General features: G+C 45.4%; 17 protein-coding genes. 12 read left to right on the top strand and 5 right to left on the bottom strand.

Annotated elements, in window-relative coordinates:
• Nucleotides 1–86: 86 nt before the first annotated feature.
• Nucleotides 87–491, top strand: coding sequence for a PaaI family thioesterase (locus R3O62_RS05435; protein ID WP_005779558.1), 405 nt, complete (start codon nucleotides 87–89; stop codon nucleotides 489–491).
• Here R3O62_RS05435 and R3O62_RS05430 read toward each other — a convergent pair.
• Complete coding sequence (locus tag R3O62_RS05430; protein ID WP_032530739.1) at nucleotides 481–1,362, bottom strand: DUF3108 domain-containing protein; 882 nt, start codon at nucleotides 1,360–1,362, stop codon at nucleotides 481–483. The genes R3O62_RS05435 and R3O62_RS05430 overlap by 11 nt on opposite strands.
• A complete protein-coding gene (locus R3O62_RS05425; protein ID WP_005822637.1) occupies nucleotides 1,298–3,220 on the bottom strand; it encodes an Ig-like domain-containing protein in 1,923 nt (640 codons plus the stop codon). The genes R3O62_RS05430 and R3O62_RS05425 overlap by 65 nt, the downstream gene beginning before the upstream one ends.
• A 105-nt stretch (nucleotides 3,221–3,325) precedes the next feature.
• On the opposite strand from R3O62_RS05425, the gene R3O62_RS05420 reads away from it, so the two are divergent.
• From R3O62_RS05420 to lpxA, 5 genes are all read left to right on the top strand, one after another.
• Nucleotides 3,326–6,433: a glycoside hydrolase family 2 TIM barrel-domain containing protein gene (locus R3O62_RS05420; protein WP_005812290.1), complete on the top strand. Its 3,108-nt coding sequence runs from the start codon at nucleotides 3,326–3,328 to the stop codon at nucleotides 6,431–6,433.
• A gap of 340 nt (nucleotides 6,434–6,773) precedes the next feature.
• Nucleotides 6,774–7,934, top strand: coding sequence for an efflux RND transporter periplasmic adaptor subunit (locus R3O62_RS05415; protein WP_005812297.1), 1,161 nt, complete (start codon nucleotides 6,774–6,776; stop codon nucleotides 7,932–7,934).
• Between the two features lie 21 nt (nucleotides 7,935–7,955).
• Nucleotides 7,956–11,159 carry an efflux RND transporter permease subunit gene (locus R3O62_RS05410; protein ID WP_005779563.1) on the top strand — a complete coding sequence of 1,068 codons (3,204 nt, stop codon included), beginning with the start codon at nucleotides 7,956–7,958 and terminating at the stop codon, nucleotides 11,157–11,159.
• 16 nt (nucleotides 11,160–11,175) lie between these two features.
• Entirely contained in the window at nucleotides 11,176–12,567 is a 1,392-nt protein-coding gene (locus tag R3O62_RS05405) for an efflux transporter outer membrane subunit (RefSeq protein ID WP_217738011.1), read from the top strand.
• Nucleotides 12,568–12,586: 19 nt separating this feature from the next.
• Complete coding sequence (lpxA, locus tag R3O62_RS05400; protein ID WP_005779566.1) at nucleotides 12,587–13,357, top strand: acyl-ACP--UDP-N-acetylglucosamine O-acyltransferase; 771 nt, start codon at nucleotides 12,587–12,589, stop codon at nucleotides 13,355–13,357.
• Nucleotides 13,358–13,454: 97 nt separating this feature from the next.
• On the opposite strand, the gene R3O62_RS05395 is transcribed toward lpxA, so the two are convergent.
• Nucleotides 13,455–14,096, bottom strand: a complete 642-nt coding sequence (locus R3O62_RS05395) for a carbohydrate-binding family 9-like protein (protein WP_317472455.1) — start codon at nucleotides 14,094–14,096, stop codon at nucleotides 13,455–13,457.
• Nucleotides 14,097–14,326: 230 nt separating this feature from the next.
• Here R3O62_RS05395 and R3O62_RS05390 point away from each other — a divergent pair, with 230 nt between their 5' ends.
• Nucleotides 14,327–15,547, top strand: coding sequence for a hypothetical protein (locus R3O62_RS05390; protein ID WP_005812304.1), 1,221 nt, complete (start codon nucleotides 14,327–14,329; stop codon nucleotides 15,545–15,547).
• Nucleotides 15,548–15,553: 6 nt separating this feature from the next.
• A complete protein-coding gene (locus R3O62_RS05385) occupies nucleotides 15,554–16,489 on the top strand; it encodes a tRNA-dihydrouridine synthase family protein (RefSeq protein ID WP_317472456.1) in 936 nt (311 codons plus the stop codon).
• Nucleotides 16,490–16,788: 299 nt separating this feature from the next.
• Here R3O62_RS05385 and R3O62_RS05380 read toward each other — a convergent pair whose 3' ends face one another.
• Together R3O62_RS05380 and R3O62_RS05375 are read right to left on the bottom strand one after the other, a co-directional pair.
• Nucleotides 16,789–17,349, bottom strand: a complete 561-nt coding sequence (locus R3O62_RS05380; RefSeq protein ID WP_005812309.1) for a DUF4348 domain-containing protein — start codon at nucleotides 17,347–17,349, stop codon at nucleotides 16,789–16,791.
• Between the two features lie 93 nt (nucleotides 17,350–17,442).
• Entirely contained in the window at nucleotides 17,443–18,711 is a 1,269-nt protein-coding gene (locus R3O62_RS05375; protein WP_022011660.1) for a DUF2851 family protein, read from the bottom strand.
• Nucleotides 18,712–18,806: 95 nt separating this feature from the next.
• On the opposite strand from R3O62_RS05375, the gene dapB reads away from it, so the two are divergent.
• The 4 genes from dapB to R3O62_RS05355 all read left to right on the top strand — a co-directional run bounded on the left by dapB (nucleotide 18,807) and on the right by R3O62_RS05355 (nucleotide 22,673).
• On the top strand, nucleotides 18,807–19,535 hold the full coding sequence (dapB, locus tag R3O62_RS05370; protein WP_005812312.1) for a 4-hydroxy-tetrahydrodipicolinate reductase: 729 nt from the start codon (nucleotides 18,807–18,809) through the stop codon (nucleotides 19,533–19,535).
• 4 nt (nucleotides 19,536–19,539) lie between these two features.
• Nucleotides 19,540–21,024: a S26 family signal peptidase gene (locus R3O62_RS05365; RefSeq protein ID WP_005779578.1), complete on the top strand. Its 1,485-nt coding sequence runs from the start codon at nucleotides 19,540–19,542 to the stop codon at nucleotides 21,022–21,024.
• Nucleotides 21,025–21,030: 6 nt separating this feature from the next.
• Nucleotides 21,031–21,966, top strand: coding sequence for a signal peptidase I (gene lepB / locus R3O62_RS05360; protein ID WP_005779579.1), 936 nt, complete (start codon nucleotides 21,031–21,033; stop codon nucleotides 21,964–21,966).
• Nucleotides 21,967–22,028: 62 nt separating this feature from the next.
• Nucleotides 22,029–22,673, top strand: coding sequence for a WbqC family protein (locus tag R3O62_RS05355; protein ID WP_101604111.1), 645 nt, complete (start codon nucleotides 22,029–22,031; stop codon nucleotides 22,671–22,673).
• Nucleotides 22,674–22,787 lie beyond the last annotated feature (114 nt).

The following is a 22,787-nucleotide window of genomic DNA, read 5'->3' as shown; positions in this document are numbered from 1 at the left end:
ACCACAAAGGACGCGGAGGGAACAGGACTGATAACTTTTTCTGTATACTCCGCGTCCTTTTGTAATAAATCGGAACAGATATTAAAATGACAGCACAAGAATTCTTTAAAAATGACCTTTTTGCCACCAACGCAGGTGTAGAGTTGATTGAAATAAGGGAAGGATACAGTAAAGCAAAACTGGAAATCAAGCCCGAACATCTGAATGCAGGACAACGGACACAGGGAGGTGCCATCTTTACTTTGGCTGACCTGGCACTGGCAGCGGCAGCCAATTCACACGGCACACTGGCCTTCTCCCTTTCTTCCAACATCACCTTCTTACGGGCCAGCGGACCGGGCGACACGCTTTATGCCGAAGCACGAGAACGCTATACAGGACGCAGTACGGGTTACTATCAGATAGATGTAACCGATCAGGAAGGCAGGCTGATAGCCACCTTTGAGTCAAGCGTATTCCGAAAAAAAGACGAAGTTCCGTTTACTTTGTAATGATAGAGGTCTGGGGATGACGGTAACCGCTGACACTCCGCAGGAATGCTTTGGCCGAACCAAAGTTAAGGTGCATATCCAACCGTACCGGAAGATGATTCCGGTCGTCTGTTACATAAAACGTTATAACCTCTTTCTCCTTTCCCTTTTTATTGTACTCTACCAGTGAGAATATCAGACAGCGATAGGTCGTATCGTTTTCGGCAGTAATCTTCTTGATACCCCTGTAAATGAGGGTCTGCTCCTCTACCTTACGCCCTGTCGCCATCGGAAACTGAATACGTTGGCCGACGGTGTAATCTTTCGGATCGAACGAACGGGCCTGCGCCAGAATACTCAACATATCATAAATACACCGGGTATCGCTTTGCTCTGTCTCTGTGACACTCCCATCTTTACGCACCCGTTTCTGGTTGACGTAGCACATCCCGTTCCGGAAAGAAAAACGGGCTTCATCAACGGTATAACGTTTTCCTTCTTCGGCACCTTTCCTGAAATAACGTGGCTCGAGTTTCTCCGTCATGACACTCGTTAAGGTGTCCCGCATCTTAAAAAAGAAATCGGCTTCCTTACTGCTGATGGCCAGCAGATTGACCCGATAGGCAGGTTCGGAATGATACGTTGTGGAATTGGTGGTCAGACTGGCCAAGCCTACTTTCTTCCAGATGAATTTCCAGTTGAAATAGAGTTCGTACATGACGTGCTCACCGGATTTAAACGCATCGTTTTTCGCTTCACATTGTGCGTTACCCGACAATGGGAAAGCAAAAAGCAGAGCAATAATAAGACATACCAACTCTTTCCGCCTAATTGTTACGGCGGTTACGGTTAGCATTTTGACTATCTCGGGTCTTTTTCTTCTTGTCTTCATCTGGTTTCTGTTTTTTAAGTTCGTCCGGCTTTTGCTTATCCAGAGACACAGCCGTCACATTCCAGTCCTGAGTGGCATCCCAGTTCGCTTTAAATTCAATGATATGCGGATAGTAGTATACCATCTCCGGCTGTATACCCTTTTCGTAGTCACCGGGATCCCATACTCCGTTACCGTTGGTGTCATTAATCAACCGGGCTCCATATTTGCCGGGATTCAGATAATAGAACTCCGCCCTCCCGTCAACCACCGGACGCCGTCGAAGCACTTTATCCTGATTATCCAACAGTTCGACAAAAGCAATAGAATCTGCTCCGGTTATATTGAGGAACACGTTACCATATTCTTCGATCTGGCGAACCTTGAAAGCTTGTTTTATTTTATTGGTAAACAAGCCATAAATACCATGAAAAGCTGTAGAGTCAACGGCAAACTCATACTCTCCTCCGGGTTCCCAGTCATAATAGAGATTATAGCGGCGCACATCCAGTGAATCATGTTCGAACTCAAAAGAAACATCCGTCCATATCGTATCTACCTTCTGTCGAAGATGGATAGCGGCACTGTCAAAGCGCGCGACCGGTTCTTCGAAAGTCAGGGTAATATAATCGAATACGTCCATAGATGAAGGCGCGTGAGTATTTACCGACAAAAACTTGGTAGGTTCGGGCTCATCGTCTTTCTTCTTTTTCTTTTTAGGTTCTTCTTTCTTCACTTTCTTCGCAGCCAACCTCAGCGTATCTGTACGTGGGACCAACTGATTTAACGTATCTGTGTACAAATAGTTCAAACTCAACGTAAGCGTATCCTGCTTATAGAGCAACGAGTCGCGTATCCAATAATGGATAGTATCGTTACGGAATGTTTTTTCTACAATAAAAGCGTCCTTTTCATCGAAGTTCAGTCCTTTCAGTACAGGTAAAGAGTCCGCCGGAGCCGAAAAATACAAAGAAAACTTTTGGGGAGTAAGGCGTTCACTCTTAACCAGATATTGTGAAACAGAAGGTGTTTTGAACGAACGGAGCACAATATTATCGGGCAGGTAATAAGTATACTTCTGTTCAACAATAGTATCGATAGTCAGTGAGTCGACCCATGTGGTATCCTGACGTATCCTCTCTTCAAAGCGGGGAATAATCAATGAATCATTGAAAGCTACAGCTTCGGCTTTCTGATTATAGAAAAAGTTCTGATCGGCATCCATCAAACCGAAAATACGATATTTACCCGGTGCAACTCCACGAATCGTAAAATGCCCACGACTATCGGTGCGAGCCACACGATCAAAAGGTAATTTGGTAAAAGCCGAGTCATTCAGGTTGGAATGAAGCCCCACTAACATACCTTTTATAGGCTCCAGATCGGAAGCCTCAAGTAATGTGCCCGACACCTCCATCGTATCAATGGAAGCTCCCGTAGAGAACGTAAACGCAAAGTTACCAAGCGGGTTACCTTCATTGTTATCAACAATGGCATCGGAGAAATCGATAGTATAAGTTGTATTGGGTTTTAAAGAGTCGAGAAGATTTACGGTGATCCGCTTTCCTCCGGGTTTTATTTCGGGTTGTTGCAACTGGGGGGGCGAAACCACTACCTTTTCATTAGCCTTCTCGAGCTTAATGAACTCATCGAAATCAAGAACAATCTTTGACTTTTTATTATTTACAGCTCCTGCTGCCGGCGCACTGCCGATGAAGCGGGGTGGCGTTTCATCAAAAGGTCCTCCATCCGGACGCCCCATACTGGCACAAGAATAAAGAGTAGCCATCAAAATAGCGACGCCCAACAGACTACGGATGAATCGTTTTTTTCTATGTATACTGTCTTTTAACATGCTGCAAAAATAAACCTTATCCATTAATTAATGCTATACTTTACACTAATTTATTCAAAAAGAGTCTGCTTGACAAGACAAAAAACGTATCTTTGACCAACAATTTACAAACCTAATAAGATTAACCCCATGAAAAGACAACTGCTGACTTGCTGCCTGGCGATATGTAGCCTCGCAACCATGGCTCAACATGACGAATGGAAAAACCCCGAAATTAATGCGGTAAACCGTGCACCGATGCACACCAATTACTTTGCTTACTCTTCAAGTGAAGAAGCAGCGAAAGCTGACAAAGAAAACTCAAGTAACTTTTTAACCCTGAACGGAATCTGGAACTTCAACTGGGTGAAAGATGCCGATGCACGTCCGACCGACTTCTACCGGACTGACTATAACGACAAAGGATGGGGACAAATGAAAGTTCCCGGTGTATGGGAAATGAACGGTTACGGTGATCCTATTTATGTGAATGTAGGTTATGCCTGGAGAAACCAATACAAAAACAATCCGCCTTTTGTACCCATAGAAAACAATCATGTAGGTTCATACCGGAAAGAGATCATCATCCCTGCCGAATGGTCAGGAAAAGAGATATTCGCTCACTTCGGCTCGGTAACCTCAAATATGTATTTATGGGTCAACGGTAAATATGTAGGCTATAGCGAGGACAGTAAGCTGGAAGCCGAATTTAACCTGACCAATTACCTGAAACCCGGTAAAAACCTGATCGCTTTCCAAGTATTCCGCTGGTGTGATGGAACATATCTGGAGGATCAGGACTTTTTCCGCTACTCCGGAGTAGGACGTGACTGCTACCTATACAGCCGCAATAAGAAATATATTCAGGACATTCGTGTAACGCCTGATTTGGACGCCAATTATACAAACGGTACACTGGATATAGCACTCAACCTAAACGGAAGCGGAACGGTAGAACTGAATCTGGCAGATCCGACAGGGAAAAACGTAGCCACAGCCCAAGTTAGCGGAAACGGTAAAAAGTCTGTTGGCATGAACGTAGACAATCCCGCAAAATGGACCGCAGAAACACCCAATTTATACACATTGACTGCAACATTGAAAAGTGGTAACAATACCACCTTGGAAGTGATCCCGGTCAAAATAGGTTTCCGCAAAATAGAACTGAAAGGCGGACAAATCCTGGTAAACGGTCAGCCGGTGCTTTTCAAAGGCGCCGACCGTCATGAAATAGATCCGGACGGCGGATATGTTGTTTCACGTGAACGCATGCTGCAAGACATCTTACGAATGAAACAGCTGAACATCAATGCCGTACGTACCTGTCACTATCCGGACGACAATCTGTGGTACGACCTTTGCGACCAATACGGCATTTACGTAGTGGCGGAAGCCAATGTAGAATCACACGGAATGGGATATGGCAAAGAGACACTTGCCAAAAATCCATCTTATAAAAAAGCACATCTGGAACGCAACCAGCGCAACGTACAAAGAGGGTATAACCATCCTTCCATCATCTTCTGGTCTTTAGGGAACGAAGCCGGATACGGTCCGAACTTCGAACAATGCTACACATGGATCAAGAATGAAGACAAAACGCGTGCCGTACAATACGAACAGGCAGGCACCAATCAGTTCACAGACATTTTCTGCCCGATGTATTACGATTATGATGCCTGCAAGAAATATTGTGAAGGCAACATAGACAAGCCCCTGATTCAGTGCGAATATGCCCACGCCATGGGTAACTCACAGGGTGGTTTCAAAGAATATTGGGATCTGATACGTAAATATCCGAAATACCAGGGCGGATTCATCTGGGACTTCGTTGACCAAGCCAACCACTGGAAGAATAAAGACGGTGTAGATATTTACGGATACGGCGGCGATTTCAATAAATATGACGCTTCGGACAATAACTTTAATAATAACGGTTTGATCAGTCCCGACCGCCGTCCGAATCCGCATGCCCATGAAGTAGGATATTTCTATCAGTCCATCTGGACCACTCCCGCAGACCTTGCCAAAGGAGAAATAAAAGTATATAATGAAAACTTCTTCCGCGACTTGTCTGCATACTATATGGAGTGGCAATTACTGGCAGACGGCGAAGTAATGCAAGCCGGAGTGATTCAGGACCTGAACGTGGCTCCACAACAAACAGCTACCCTTAAACTGAATCTGAATACGGAAAATATCTGCCCATGCAAAGAACTGCTACTCAACGTTGCTTACAAACTGAAATCCGCCGAAACATTGATGCCGGCAGGAAGTACAGTGGCATATGACCAGTTGACCATCCGTCCGTACAAAGCCCAAACTCCGGAATTAAAGAACCGGAAGGCATCTAACATTGCCGTTCATGTACCGGTTATCAAAGATAACGATCATAACTACCTGATTGTAGAAGGTGAAAACTTCATTATTGAATTCAATAAACACAATGGCTATCTTTCTCGCTACGAAGCAGACGGCATACAGTTATTGAATCAGGGAGCCCAACTGACTCCCAACTTCTGGCGTGCTCCTACCGACAACGACTATGGGGCAGGATTGCAGCACCGGTATGCCGTATGGAAAAATCCGGGACTGAAGTTAACTTCTCTGAAACAGAATATTGAAAACGAGCAGGCGGTTATTCAGGCAGAATATGACATGAAAGCCGTAAAGGGTAAATTGTTCCTGACTTACGTCATCAACAATGAAGGCGCCATCAAAGTAACTCAAAAGATGGAAGCCGGCAAAGAAGAGAAAGTTTCTGATATGTTCCGCTTTGGCATGCAAATGCAAATGCCCGAGAACTTTAATGAAGTAGAATATTATGGCCGCGGTCCGATAGAAAATTACGCCGACCGTAATCACTCTACCATGCTTGGCAAATATCGCCAGACAGTTGCCGAACAATTCTATCCATATATCCGACCGCAGGAGACCGGAACCAAGACCGATTTACGTTGGTGGAGAGTATTGAACGTCAGCGGAAACGGCTTGCAGTTCGTAGGCGATACTCCTTTCTCTGCTTCTGCCCTGAACTACAGCATCGAATCTTTGGATGACGGAGCACAGAAAGACCAACGTCACTCTCCTGAAGTGCCGAAAGCTCCTTTCACCAATCTGTGCATTGACAAGGTGCAGATGGGATTAGGATGTGTCAACAGTTGGGGAACACTTCCGCTTGAAAAGTACCGCGTACCTTATCAGGATTATGAATTCAGTTTCATCCTGACACCTGTACGTCATAAAGTCAACATGTAAGGAATTAAAAAGAAACTCCTCAAAGCAACAATCAAACAGTGATCCGGAGTGTTCCGGATCACTGTTTTTATATATACCTTCTCCCGCTCCACTTATGCAGTGTTTCCAACGAGAATGACAGATACCTTTTGACAGCTTTTTACGCAACACCTATATTAATTAGAGAAAAACATAGTTAAAAAACAGCTATTCAAAGAACATCAAGATGGAAAAAAGAGTACTTTTGCGCAAAAAACTGATTAAGTACATTCGGTTTTCTCTCCCTTATCATTGAAGGGTTAGCACGATAAATCACATTACCACAAAATGGACATCATTATAAATTGAATATAAAGAAGGTATGAAAAGTAAAATTGTTTTATTTGCATTTTGTTTAGCCCTCCTGTCGAGTTGCGGCAAAAAGGGATTTGACCTGAGCGGGGGAACCCCGGAATGCGCAGTGCAGGTGCTGCAACCCACTACAGTAAATCTGAAGAGTTCCTATCCGGCCACTATCAAAGGTAAACAAGACGTAGAAATCCGTCCGCAAGTATCGGGATTCATCACAAAAGTTTGCGTAGACGAAGGTTCTATGGTACGCAAAGGACAGATATTGTTCATCATCGATCCGGTACAATATGAAGCCGCTGTCCGTTCGGCCAAAGCAGCTGTAGCTACTGCAAAAGCCGGAGTGAACACACAAGAAATCACAGTGAACAACAAACGTGAATTAAATAAAAAGAATATCATCAGTGATTATGACCTGGCGATGGCAGAAAACTCTCTGGCATCTGCCAAAGCACAACTGGCTTCCGCACAGGCACAACTGATAAGTGCAGAACAAAATCTAACCTTCACCAATGTAAAAAGCCCTTCAGATGGTATTGTCAACACAATTCCTTATCGTCTGGGAAGCCTTGTCAGCCCTTCTATCCAAACTCCGCTGACCATCGTTTCGGACATTAACGAAATGTATGTCTACTCTTCACTGACTGAAAAAGATCTATTGGCACTGGTACGTAAAGACGGTTCTCAGATTTCAGCTGTAGAGTCTTATCCGGAGGTAGGGCTTGAACTATCGGACGGAACCACCTACGCCGATAAAGGTAAAATGTCCACCATTAGTGGTGTCATCAACCAAAATACCGGAGCAGTAAGTATTCGGGCCACTTTCCCTAACAAAGAACATTTGCTGAGAAGCGGTGGTATGGCCAACCTGATCGTACCCTATCATCTGGAAAATGCAATTGTTATTCCGCAAAAAGCTACAACGGAAATACAAGACAAGAAATTTGCTTTCGTATTGCAGCCGGACAATACTGTAAAGATGACTGAAATAAATGTTTTCAATGTGGATAACGGACACGATTACGTAGTGACTTCCGGCTTGAAAGCTGGTGAAAAAGTGGTCTTGGATAATGCCAGCACCCTGAAAGACGGACAGGCAATCAAACCAGTTACTCCGGAACAGGCTAAAGCCAACTTCCAACAAGCACTTGAAGAGAAAAAACAAGGAAAATAAAATCAGCATAGCAAGTTAAATATGAAACTAGATAGATTTATTAATCGTCCGGTACTATCTACGGTGATCTCCATCGTTATAGTAATCTTGGGTATTCTGGGCTTGATTTCGCTGCCTATTTCCCAATATCCGGATATTGCCCCACCTACGGTAAGCGTTTCGACCACTTATCAGGGTGCTAATGCACAAACGGTATTAAACAGTGTAGTCGCCCCGCTGGAGGAGCAAATCAACGGTGTGGAAAACATGATGTACATGAGTTCCACAGCAACCAATACCGGTGAAGCCCGTATTGACGTATACTTTAAACAAGGCACCGATCCGGATATGGCCGCGGTAAACGTTCAAAACCGCGTAGCCAAAGCACAAGGTCTGCTACCCGCCGAAGTAACCAAAGTAGGCGTCATCACTTCAAAACGACAGACCAGTATGTTGCTGGTATTCTCTTTATATAGTTCCGACGACAAATACGATAACGAATTTCTGGAAAATTATGCCAAGATCAATCTGGTGCCGGAAGTGCAACGCGTACCGGGTGTAGGTGACGCCATGGTGCTTGGTGCAGACTATTCAATGCGTATCTGGCTGAAACCGGATATCATGGCCCAATATCACCTGATGCCTACCGATGTTTCCGCAGCATTGGCCGAACAGAACATTGAGGCTGCTCCGGGAGCATTCGGTGAAGAGGGTAACCAGACTTTTCAATATACTCTGAGATACAAGGGGCGCCTGCAAAGTCAAGAAGAATTTGAGAATATTGTAATCCGTGCTACTGAAGACGGACAGGTACTTCGACTGAAAGACATCGCCAGTGTAGAATTGGGACGTCTGACTTACGGATTTACCAATAAAGTGAACGGGCATCCGGCAGTAACCATCATCGTATTCCAGACAGCCGGTTCGAATGCGACAGCTATTATCAACGACATCCTCGCCTTACTGGATAAATCAGCTTCTACCTTCCCACCGGGCGTCAAAGTAAATGTATCACAGAATGCCAATGACTTCTTGTTCGCCTCTATTCATGAGGTAGTCAAGACATTGATCGAGGCATTTATTCTTGTATTCATTGTGGTATACATTTTCCTGCAGGATCTACGCTCTACATTGATTCCTGCTATTGCCATCCCGGTTGCATTGATCGGTACGTTCTTTGTCTTATATCTGATTGGGTTCAGTATCAACCTTCTGACACTATGTGCCATGGTACTTGCCATAGCGATTGTGGTCGATGATGCGATCGTCGTCGTGGAAGGCGTCCATGCAAAACTTGACCAAGGCTATAAATCAGCCCGTCTGGCTTCCATCGACGCCATGAATGAATTGGGAGGTGCCATCGTTTCTATCACATTGGTAATGATGTCTGTATTTATTCCGGTAAGTTTCATGTCCGGTACTTCCGGTACATTCTATCGCCAGTTCGGTCTGACAATGGCTATCGCTATTGCACTTTCGGCCTTGAATGCTTTGACATTGAGTCCTGCACTGTGTGCCATCCTACTGAAACCACACGATCCGAACAAAAAAGAAAAAGTGACGCTTGCCAAACGCTTCCATGCTTCATTCAATGCGGCATACGATACGATTTTGAAAAAATATAAGAAAAGGGTACTTTTCTTCATCCAGAAACCTTGGCTTACAATCAGTGCGGTAGTAGCCGGCTTTGCCCTGATGATTTTCCTGATGAATATCACCCCGACCGGTTTGGTTCCGAATGAAGATACAGGTACCATCATGGCTGTTGTCGACATGCCCCCGGGTAGTTCTAAAGAACGTACCGAAGCGGTGATGCAACAGGTAGACAGCCTGATAGCTTCAGAGTCGGCAATCGACAGCCGTACGATGATTGTAGGCTATAGCTTCATAGCAGGACAGGGACCCAGCTACGGTTCATTTATTTGTAAACTGAAAAACTGGGATGAGCGATCCATCAAAGAACGTTCAGACTTTGTTTCGGGCATGTTATACCTCAAAGCTCGTGAAGTGATTAAAGACGCCCGTGTACTGTTGTTCGCTCCACCGATGATTCCGGGTTATAGTGTGTCCAACGGTTTTGAGATGAACCTACAGGATAAAACGGGAGGTAGCCTTGACAAATTCTATGAGGTGGCTCAGGATTTCATCTCTAAATTGCAGGCCCGTCCCGAAATTCAATCAGCGCAAACATCGTTCAATCCGAACTTCCCGCAATACATGATAGACATCGACGCAGCTGCCTGTAAGAAAGCCGGACTATCACCTAACGATATTCTGACCACTTTGCAAGGCTACTACGGTGGTTTGTATTCTTCAAACTTCAACCGCTTCGGTAAAATGTATCGCGTAATGATTCAAGCGGAACCGAACAGTCGCACCAACCTCGAGTCGCTGAAGTCAATCAAGATACGCAATGGTAACGAAATGGCGCCTATCACTCAGTTTATGAATATTAAGCGCATCTACGGACCGGATAATATCAAGCGATTCAACATGTTTACCGCTATGACCATCAACGGTTCTCCCGCTGACGGCTATAGTTCCGGTCAAGCCATCCAGGCAATGCAGGAAGTAGCCGAACAGACTTTACCTACAGGATATGGCTATGAATTCTCGGGTATGACCCGCGAAGAACAAAGCTCCAGTGGCAGCTCCACAGCTATGATCTTCGTTCTTTGCTTCGTATTCGTTTATTTGTTGCTGAGTGCCCAGTACGAAAGTTATATTTTACCATTGGCTGTATTGCTTTCTATTCCTTTCGGTCTGGCAGGCAGCTTCATCTTTGCCCACCTGATGGGATTGGCCAATAATATCATCCCTATTTTGGGAGCAGCTACCAACAACATTTATATGCAGATTGCATTGATTATGTTGATAGGTTTGTTAGCAAAGAATGCGATCCTGATTGTCGAATTTGCCCTCGACCGTCGTAAGATGGGTATGAGCATCACCTGGGCTGCCGTATTGGGAGCAGGTGCACGTCTCCGTCCTATTCTGATGACCTCTTTAGCAATGGTAGTAGGTTTGATTCCGTTGATGCTTGCCATGGGAGTAGGTGCCAATGGTAACCGTGCTTTGGGTACAGCTGCGGTAGGCGGTATGTTTATCGGTATGATATGCCAGATATTTGTGGTTCCTGCTTTGTTCGTTCTCTTCCAGTATTTACAGGAGAAGGTGAAACCTATCGAATGGGAAGACATCGATAATACAGATGCAGAAACAGAAATTGAACAATACGCTAAATAGGAATAAAGAAAAGAATATGAAGAAACAAATTATAGGTATGTTGTGTGCAACTGCTCTCCTGAGCAGCTGCCACATCTATAAATCATATGACAGACCTAAGGATATAGAAGCTTCCGGGCTTTACCGGGATACAGTATCTGTTGCCGATACTTTGGTATCCGATACTGCCAACTTCGGAAATCTGCCTTGGAGAGAGGTCTTCACAGATCCTCAGTTACAAGCGTTAATCGAACAGGGACTGACTCACAATACTGACCTGCTGACTGCCGCACTGAAAGTGAAAGAGGCACAGGCATCGCTGATGTCAGCCCGCTTGGCTTATGCTCCTTCACTCGGATTGTCACCACAAGGAACCATCAGCAGTTTCGACAAACATGCGGCAACGAAAACTTATTCACTGCCTGCAACTGCCAGTTGGGAGATCGATTTGTTCGGCAAACTGCTGAATGCCAAACGGGGTGCACAAGTAGCATTGTTACAAACGAAAGCATATCGCCAAGCTGTACAGACCCAGATCATCTCGGGAATTGCCAATACATACTACACGTTATTAATGCTCGACCGTCAGCTCGACATCACCGAACAGACCGCCGACATCATGAAACGTAATGTTGAAACTATGCAAGCTATGAAGGATGCCGCTATGTTCAACACGACCTCTGCCGGAGTGGAACAAAGCAAAGCTGCCTATGCACAAGTATTGGCCTCTATCCCGGCCATTCAGCAGAGTATCCGCGAAACCGAAAATGCCATGTCTATGCTGCTGGCACAGGCGCCGCAGACTATTCAACGGGGAGTCCTTGAAGAACAGCAATTGCCGGAAGAGTTTTCAGTAGGTGTTCCTTTGCAGCTACTTTCTAACCGTCCGGATGTAAAAGCAGCCGAAATGGCTCTGGCCAGCACTTATTACAATGCAAACTCAGCCCGTGCCGCCTTCTATCCGCAGATCACAATCAGTGGGTCAGCCGGATGGACCAACAGTGCCGGTAGCGCCATTGTCAACCCGGGTAAACTGCTGGCATCCGTACTTGGTTCACTTACTCAGCCGCTGTTCTACCGGGGTGCAAACATCGCCCGTCTGAAGATAGCCAAGGCACAACAGGAAGAAGCTAAACTGGCTTTCCAACAGAGTATACTGAATGCAGGAAGTGAAGTAAGCAATGCACTGTACCAGTATCAGAGTGCTTCCGAAAAAACGGCTTCCCGCAAAATACAAGTGGAATCATCAGAGAAAGCATCTGAATATACAAAAGAATTGTTTAAATTAGGGACGTCTACTTATCTGGAGGTATTGTCGGCCGAACAATCTTTGCTCAGTGCCCGTTTATCTCAGGTAAACGATACTTTCGACCGGATGCAGGCTGTAGTAAGCCTTTATCAGGCATTAGGCGGCGGAAGAGAAGATTAACTTTAAATACAATACAATTATGATTAGTCCATTAGCATCGATAGCCCCCGGGGCAAAAATCGGTAAGAATGTCACCATTCAACCGTTCGCTTACATTGAAGATAATGTCGAAATAGGGGACGACTGCATCATTATGTCTTATGCCAGCATACTGAATGGTACGCAGCTGGGAAAAGGTAACAAAGTGCATCAACACGCCGTACTCGGAGCGGAGCCACAGGATTTCCATTACAAAGGAGAAGAAAGTTCACTGATCATCGGTGATAACAATCATATCCGCGAGAATGTAGTCATCAGCCGGGCCACTTTCGGCGGAAACGCCACAAAGATCGGCAACGGCAACTTCCTGATGGACAAGGTTCATGTCTGTCATGACGTACAAATCGGTGACAATTGCGTAGCCGGTATCGGTACTACAATTGCCGGAGAATGTGCCTTGGACGATTGCGTGATCCTGAGTGGAAACGTCACACTCCATCAATATTGCCATGTAGGACAATGGACGTTGATTCAGAGCGGTTGCCGCATATCAAAAGACGTACCTCCTTATGTTATTATGGCCGGAAATCCGGTAGAATATCACGGAGTAAACGCTGTAGTATTGCAACAACATAAAAATACGAGCGAAAGGGTCTTGCGACATATTGCCAATGCTTACCGTTTGATCTATCAGGGCAATTTCAGCCTGCAGGATGCAGTACAAAAAATTGTAGACCAGGTTCCCATGAGCGAAGAGATAGAAAATATCGTTGCATTCGTCAAGGAGTCAAAACGTGGAATCGTAAAATAGGCACAATCATCTGCCGATAAAGAAAAGGTGTAGTCATCCTGGGATGGCTACACCTTTCTTTTATTATTTTCCATGCTTTTACACAGGCAGGTTCATTCTATTCAAACTCCAAGGTATCGAAGAAATCGGGACGATGGAAATCCGGTTTCTCTATTTTAATCGGATTCCATGAAAGGAAATGCGGGGTCTGCAATTCGTCTCCACATTTGTAGAAGTTCGCAGTAATCGTTTTTCCGTCCAGAGAAGTAATATTGTGTTTAAAGAATGCTGTATATGGAATGATCAGCGCCACTTCCCAGTTACACTCTTCAATGCGTTCATTGAACGGCTGGCGTCCCAGGCTGGCCCAACGCTTTACCTGATCCATCACTTCCTGAGAGGCACGCTCCCGGTCGTTACGTTCTGCTCCGGCACCTATAAGAATCGTCCCGATACAGTTGCATTCGATGTTATAATAAATACCGTCACCGGCAGGCACAGAAAAGAACTCCACGCAAGAGTCCGTCCACACAGACCCGTTGTCCTCTCCGTACTTAGCCCTCACACTGGCCTCTTTCACATTAAAGTGCAACAAAACAGCATCATCGCTATGGGCTATACGGAACTCCACTTTCGGACGATAAGGATAAGCTTCCCAATTCACATTATCAATAGTCTGGAAACCGATCTTTTCTTTATCCAGTAATTCGGGAAGTGCATCGACCTCCACATTAGCAATACTGATCTTTTTTACTTTCATGGTCTATTCTATTTTTATCTTGCAAAAATATATACTTTATTCCAGTATTTCATTCTCCATCCGGTGCTATTTTACAACCTTTTCCGAAAACGTTTACTTTCGGGTATCCTTTTTCATGGTCAGTCAGATGATTTCCTTACCTTTGCAGCGTGAAACAACCATCTTACATTGATTTAAGATAATAACTTCAACGGGTAAATCCCCATTGTATATAACAAATAACACAAAAAATGAAGAAGCATCTAATTTTATCTGCCTGCCTGATGATGGCAGTAAGCAGTTTTGCTCAAAAGAAAGACTTTAGTTATAAGTTTTACGGACAGATTCGCACAGACCTTTATTACAACAGCCGTGCTAACGAAGAGACAGTAGACGGATTGTTTTACATGTATCCCAAAGACGAAGTACTCGATGAAAACGGCAAGGACCTGAACGCAACTGCCAACGGTAGCTTTTATACCTTATATACCCGCCTGGGAATAGACGTAGCCGGCCCTAAATTGGGACGTGCCATGACTTCTGCCAAAGTAGAAGTGGACTTCCGCGGCTCAGGAACTTCCTACTCCACCATCCGCTTACGCCATGCCTACCTGAACCTGGATTGGGGACGTTCAGCTCTCTTACTCGGCCAAACCTGGCATCCACTGTTCGGTGATGTATCACCACAAATACTGAATCTTTCGGTGGGTGCACCTTTCCAGCCATTCAGCCGTGCCCCTCAAATTCGCTATCGCTATACACATAAGGGATTCCAACTGACAGGAGCCGCAATCTGGCAATCGCAGTATTTATCGCAAGGCATTGCCGGCAAGAGCCAGGCTTATATAAAGAACAGCTGTGTCCCCGAATTCTATCTGGGACTCGATTATAAAGCCAACGGATGGATAGCCGGAGCAGGCATAGAACTTCTCTCCCTGAAACCCCGTACAGAATCTAAAATAGATGATAAAGTTTATAAAGTGAACGAACGCATCACCACTTTATCTTATGAAGGACATGTAAAATACAGCAATAAAGACTGGTTTGTAGGGGCCAAAACCGTATTGGGCTCTAATCTGACACAAACTTCGATGCTCGGTGGATTCGGAATCAAATCGATCGATAAGCAGACCGGAGAACAGAAATATACACCGATCCGGGTATCCAGTTCATGGCTGAACGTTGTATACGGACAGAAATGGAAACCGGGTATCTTCCTGGGATATGTCAAGAATCTGGGGACAAGTGATGCTTTAGCATCCGGTCAACTGTACGGAACAGGAACCAATGTAGACCAGGTAGTAACTGCCGGAGCCGAACTGACATACAACGTCAATCACTGGAAGTTTGGAGTGGAATATACCTATACTTCCGCTGCTTACGGTTCACTGAATCTTAAAAACGGCAAAATCATCGATACGCATTCCATCGGTAACAACCGTATCGTAGGTGTAGCCATGTTTATGTTTTAAAAACAGATGAATAATACATTACCTATCCACTTCGCTCCGCTTCAGGGATATACCGAGGCAGCCTATCGTAATGCCCATGCCGCCGTTTTCGGCGGCATAGATGTCTATCATACTCCTTTTGTACGAGTAGACCGGGGAGAGTTCCGCCACAAAGACGTTCGGGACATTCTACCCGAAAACAACCGGGTGGCCCGCCTTATCCCGCAACTCATAGCCTCCGAAGCGGATAAAACAGAGCGTATGATCGCCCTCTTCATCGAACAGGGCTATCGGGAGATAGACATCAATCTCGGCTGTCCTTTCCCGATGTTGGCAAAACGACAATGCGGGTCCGGCATGCTGCCTTATCCCGACAAGGTGGAGGCATTGCTAAAACAAACGGAACAATTTCCCGACATACGCTTTTCGGTAAAGATGCGTCTGGGATGGGAAAAACCGGATGAATGCCTGTCACTGATACCGTTGCTTAACGCTGCTCCCCTGACCGAAATCACACTCCATCCCCGGTTGGGCATCCAGCAATACAAAGGCGAGGTAGACATGGAGGGATTTACCTCTTTCTACGAAGCATGCAGACATCCCGTAGTCTATAATGGGGATATCCTGACCATAGCGGACATCCACCGCATTACCGACAAGTTCCCAAGCCTTGCCGGAGTGATGATCGGACGCGGATTACTGACAAACCCTGCATTAGGCTGGGAGTACAAAGAAGGCAGAAAGCTTTCTCCCGAAGAGTGGCATGAAAAGCTTAAGGCACTGCACACAGCCGTTTTCCTTCATTATGAAGAGCAGATACAAGGTGGCGAAGCGCAACTGGTAACCAAGATGAAAACATTCTGGGAATATCTGGCTCCACAGATCGACCGGAAAAGTTGGAAAGCTATCCATAAAAGCACTACGCTCACCAAATACAACATTGCCGTCCGTTCGGTATTCTGACAGAAAGTTCATCCGGACAATGCGTAGTTTGGCATCCGTTTCATTATCACTGATAGTCAGCAAATTATATTTACCTGTATTTTCCTTTCGATGTAAAAGCATTTACCCCGGCATGTAAAGGCTTTTACGTCGGCATGTAAAGCCATTTACCTCGGTACGTAAAACCATTTACTCCGGTACGTAAAATCTTGACCAGCACACGGCGATGTTAGTCGACCTACATACCTTGGAGCAGTAACCTATCTTTTCTTTAAAAGAGAGGGAGTCCTTGAGTGATCCTCCCCCTGATACCAGATTCTCTACGGATGCAATTCTTTAAAAGTCTGATTCTCTTCTTTCACCTGCTTCACAGTTTCATTCAAATCGTCAATCGGCAGATCGTATCCATACCACCCGGTATAGCAATCAGTTACATACCATTTACCGTCAATCAAGTCGAATATCACACGTAAGTCAACTTCCGACTCCTCATACCCAGCTTCAAACTCTTTATGGGTAGGTTCGTTCACCGTAAATTTAGAAACATAGATTCCTCCTTCCTCCTGGGTAATGCGTTCCTCTTTTAGAGTCTCGCCATCCAGCAACGGCCATTTCTCTTGTGTAAAGGGGAAGGTTTTCTCGCTATTTCCATCGTCCGTCATCAGAGTGATGGGAGTTTTTAACGGAAATTTCACACGGGTATACTGGAAAGAAGCACTTGAGGTGAACTTCTTCAGAAACGTCTGGAAAGGTTCATCAGCCGTTTCCGCAGTAGCGGCACTCTCTGCCTTCGCTTTCGAAGTATTTCCACAGGAAATAAAGCAAATGCCTCCCATCAGGGTAAGCATAAACAGACAAAGCACAAATCTTTTCACTTTCATAATGAATGGGTTATTAAGACGGGGAATCCCACCCCGCATTTTCAGCGGGCAAAGATAATATATCTTCCTAATATCCAATCGGGAAGGACAGAATTATTTATGTTTCAGGTATTCATATCCGAAGCGGCAATAAAGACATTTCTTCTTGTCGCAATATTCCTTCTGTAACTGTAATAACGCCTGACTGTCCGCTGCTGTCCGGACAGGAATTCCGGCTTCGCTCCACATGCGGGTGACGTAGTTGTTTTCAGCTTTCAACTCTTCAAGCAATGAAGCTGCGCGTTCACACAACCTTTCGTCTGCCTTATGCAAACCGTAAGCATACAGAAAAGGTATGACCGTATTGATAATGATCAGTTCCCTTGCACCGGAACCGATGCTTTTCTCCTTCCGGGGAGAGGTCCTGCCAAACATGAAGTGCTCCTCCCAATAAGCAGAAGTATGGCCGGAGAAGATCGACTTTAACTCTTTCAGGGTTTGCGCTTCCATGACACGTGAAAACAAGGAACGTTCTTTGTAATATAGGGAAGCCAGTTGTGCCAGCCTCACATGTGGAAAATTGCCGGGACGAAGACGGAGAAAACGCCACAAAGAAGCATTCATCACCGGCGGAAGTTCAAACTTATGTTGCAGATAACGGAATTCCTTCTGCATCCAACTGAAATAATCGTCAACAGGTTCTCCCTCCAGCAAACCGGCCTGTCCAAAGAAGAAAGCTTCCACTTGTGTCAGGTCGTCACGATGCTTATCGATGGAGCGGAACGGAAGCAGATTCGCCCAGGCTTCAAAAGCATCTCCATTCAGTCCGAAACCAAAATTACGTGCCAGCGTGATGAAAAAGGCGTCCTCCCAATGTTGGTTGCAGCGCTGAAGCCGCCGGGATATGGTCTGGTTCTTCTGATCGAAACGCTCGGTCTGTAAAGCTGTCAGCCAGGAATGAACCGTTAGTTTGGAAAGAGTTTCCAAGATCGAATAGCAAGGTGGATGTACGTCTGCCCGGCAAAGCTCGTCATAATGTTCCCTCACCCGGCGGGGACAGGCCAACCGGAGTTGCGGGACAGGTTCACCATTGGTGCGGTATATCTCACAATCTATTTCCGTGGCAATGTGTAAAATCACTGAGTCATAGGCTATATCATGATCATGCCCGTGACGGAACCAATCGGAAGAGACTGCATGTATTTCGACATTACCTACCCAAAGCGTACCGTCAATCTTTAGTTTGGCATTAAAAAAATCGGGGCCTGCATTAGGATTCGGCAGTCCCGTATCAATCACTTCAACAGGCAGCCCGGTGGTTGTTTGCAGTTCATGAAGAGGAAAGATTTTGTGTTTCCACACATAGTGTAGGAGGTGTTCCATTGTTAACAAGACGTTAATGTGCTCGACAAATGTAATAAAAATCCTATCTTTGCGACTAATATTTTGGATATAAAGTCTATAAAGTCAGTAAAACAATGAAAATAGCATTAATAGGTTACGGAAAAATGGGCAGGGAAATCGAAAAAGTAGCCCTCAGTCGCGGACACGAAATTGTCAGCATTATCGACATCAATAATCAGGATGATTTCGAATCCGAAGCGTTTAAATCGGCAGATGTGGCTATTGAGTTCACTAATCCCATGGTAGCCTACAGCAATTATATGAGAGCTTTCAAAGCAGGTGTAAAGTTAGTTTCGGGCAGTACCGGATGGATGGCAGAGCACGGCGATGAAGTAAAGGAACTATGCAGCAAAGGTGGAAAAACCCTGTTCTGGTCATCCAATTTCAGCCTGGGCGTAGCCATCTTCTCGGCAGTCAATAAGTATCTGGCTAAAATAATGAACCAGTTCCCGGCATATGACGTGACCATGAGTGAAACCCACCACGTGCACAAGCTCGATGCACCAAGCGGAACGGCCATCACGCTGGCAGAAGGTATTCTTGAAAACATGGAACGTAAAAACGTTTGGGTAAAAGAGGAAGCACACTCAGCGAACGAGTTGCCGATTCACTCCATCCGTGAAGGCGAAGTATTCGGTATCCACACCATCCGTTACGATTCGGAGGCGGACAGTATCTCCATCACCCACGATGCCAAAAACCGGGGAGGTTTTGCTTTGGGTGCGGTACTTGCCGCAGAATACACAGCAACCCATGAAGGCTATCTGGGTATGAGCGATTTATTCCCATTCTTAAAAGACTAACATCATGAGAAAAGCAACACGTACTCAATGGATAAAGTGTTCCATTGCCATTCTTCTTTATCTGATCTTCCTGATCTGGGTGAAAAGCTGGTGGGGACTGATTGTGGTTCCTTTCATTTTCGATGTTTACATTACCAAGAAAATCCCCTGGTCATTCTGGAAGAAGTCAAAGAACCCGACTGTCCGAAGCGTAATGAGTTGGGTAGATGCCATCGTTTTCGCTTTGGTAGCAGTATATTTCGTGAACATCTATATCTTTCAGAATTATCAGATCCCATCCTCCTCACTGGAAAAATCATTGCTGGTGGGAGACTTCCTGTATGTAAGCAAGATGAGCTATGGTCCCCGTGTACCGAATACTCCGCTATCGATGCCATTGGCACAGCATACACTGCCGATACTGAACACCAAGTCGTACATTGAGTGGCCTCAGTGGAAATACAAACGTGTGCCCGGGTTCGGTAAAGTAAAACTGAACGATATTGTAGTGTTTAACTTCCCTGCAGGAGACACTGTTGCGCTGAACTTTCCGGATGCCGACTTTTATACACTGGCATACAACATCGGGAAGCAGATTTATCCGAATCCGATCAATATGGACAGTCTGACCCGGGAACAACAGAAAACAGTATACGATTTATATTACAATGCCGGACGAAAAGAAATAATGTCCAATCCCCAACGGTATGGCAAAGTTGTCACCCGTCCGGTGGACCGCAGGGAGAATTACGTAAAACGTTGTGTAGGGCTGCCGGGCGATACACTCCAAATTATCAACGGTCAGGTGATGATTGACGGGAAGGCAATAGAAAACCCTGAGAACCTGCAATTCAACTACTTTGTGCAAACTACGGGTCCGTATATCACAGAAGAGATGTTCCGCGAACTGGGGATCAGTAAAGCCGACCAGGGATTAACTCCCGAAGGAGCAGGTTATGAAGAAGGGTTGGTTGAGTTAGGAATGGATGGACGAAACGCCCAAGGCAGGCTGAATCCTGTATATCACCTTCCGCTCACAAAAAAAATGTATGATACTCTGTCCGCCAACAAAAAGTTGATCAGCAAAATCGTGATAGAGCCGGAAGATTATGCCGGAGACATGTATCCTCTGAATTTATATACTCACTGGAACCGCAGCAATTACGGCCCTATCTGGATTCCGGCAAAGGGAGCCACTATCACGCTGACTCCGGATAATCTGCCTATCTACGAACGTTGCATCACTGCCTACGAAGGCAATAAACTGGAACAGAAAGAAGACGGAATCTACATTAACGGTGTGAAGACAGACCAGTATACTTTCCAGCTGGATTATTACTGGATGATGGGTGATAACCGGCATAATTCGGCTGATTCCCGTTATTGGGGATTCGTACCCGAAGACCACGTAGTAGGTAAACCGATCGTCGTATGGCTGTCATTGGATAAAGACCGTGGCTGGTTTGACGGTAAAATCCGCTGGAACCGCATCTTTAAGTGGGTAGACTAAGTAGTAATGAGAAAGGGATTTAAATGGATTATAGCATTTGCCGGAGCAATAGTTATCGTATTATTGCTCCGCGGCTTTGCTTTTACCTCATGCCTGATACCTTCATCGGGCATGGAGAACTCCCTTTTCCAAGGCGAACGTATTCTGGTCAATAAGTGGAGCTACGGACTTCGGGTACCTTATATGTCACTGTTCTCCTACCACCGCTGGAATCCAAGGCGCATTGATAAAGACGACATCGTCGTATTCAATAATCCCGCGGCTATCAAAGAACCGGTCATCGACCGGAGAGAAATCTATATCAGCCGGTGTATCGGTGTACCGGGAGATACTTTGCTTATCGATTCACTATTCAATGTAGTAGACCGCAACACACAACTCGGACCGGACCGGAAACAACTCTACACTTATCCACAGACCAAGGAACAGCAGTTAGACTCACTACTTTCCATTCTTTCCATCGGCTCCAACGAACTGATGGGGCAGCATGAAGGCAAGAATGTACGAAGCTTCAGCCGTTACGAATATTATCTGCTTGAACAGGCGATGAACGGAAAAAGCTGGATACAACCTCTGAGCCAAAGCCGGCAGGAAGAAACTAAACCGCTCATCATCCCGGGCAAAGGAAAGGCCGTCAGAGTTTATCCGTGGAACAGGACCCTGTTGCGGAATACGCTGGTGTTGCATGAAGGCAAACAAGCGGAAATCCGGAACGATACGCTCTACATCGAAGGTCGCCCTTCACAGCATTGCTATTTTACTAAAGATTATTACTGGATGGCTTCCAATAACTCGGTAAATCTCTCCGATTCCCGCTTGTTCGGCTTTGTGCCGCAAGACCATGTCATTGGGAAAGCTTCACGAATCTGGTTCTCAAAGAAAGACCATACGGGAATCTTCAACGGATACCGCTGGAACCGATTCTTCCAACCGGTGAAGTAGTCAGTCCCACAAACCACAAATTAGATATCAGCAACCAAGTAATCATAAAGTATCAACCACCCATGAAAGTCGCTTATCTCTCTTCTGCCTACCTGGCACCCATAGAATATTATAGTAAACTGTTGAATTACGATAAAATATTCATCGAGCAGCACGATCATTACATGAAACAGACCTACCGGAACCGCTGTACTATTGCAGGTCCGGAGGGAGAACTGGCACTTTCTGTTCCTACCGTAAAACCGGAAAACCCGAAATGTCCGATGAAGGATATCCGGATTTCCGACCATGGCAACTGGAGGCACCTGCACTGGAATGCAATGGAGTCGGCCTATAACAGCACCCCTTTTTTTGAATATTATAAAGACGATTTTCGCCCTTTCTATGAAAAGAAATATGAATTCCTCACAGATTTCAATGAAGAATTGTGCCGGCTTGTATGCAAGCTGATAGATATACAACCTGATACGGAACGAACCACCGAATATAAAGCGGACTTCGCCCCGAACGAAATAGACTTCCGGGAAGCCATCCATCCCAAAAAGAATTTCCGCCAAGCCGATCCGGAGTTTATTCCCCAACCTTATTATCAGGTTTTCGAAACCCGTCACGGGTTCCTGCCCAACCTGAGTATCATCGACCTCTTATTCAATATGGGACCGGAAAGTTTGTTAATACTGCAACAAACAATAGCCAATCCCCGATAAAAGGAGTCGAGCAGAAATTAATTTCCTTCCTTTTTTGAACCGTTCCATCAACTTTATAACTATATTTGCATGCTGCGTGTGCGATAACGGAGCTATAGAAGAAGTTTAAACTTA

Source organism: Bacteroides hominis, from assembly GCF_033042785.2.
Classification (GTDB): domain Bacteria; phylum Bacteroidota; class Bacteroidia; order Bacteroidales; family Bacteroidaceae; genus Bacteroides; species Bacteroides hominis.
This window is presented reverse-complemented; position numbering and strand designations above follow the sequence as displayed.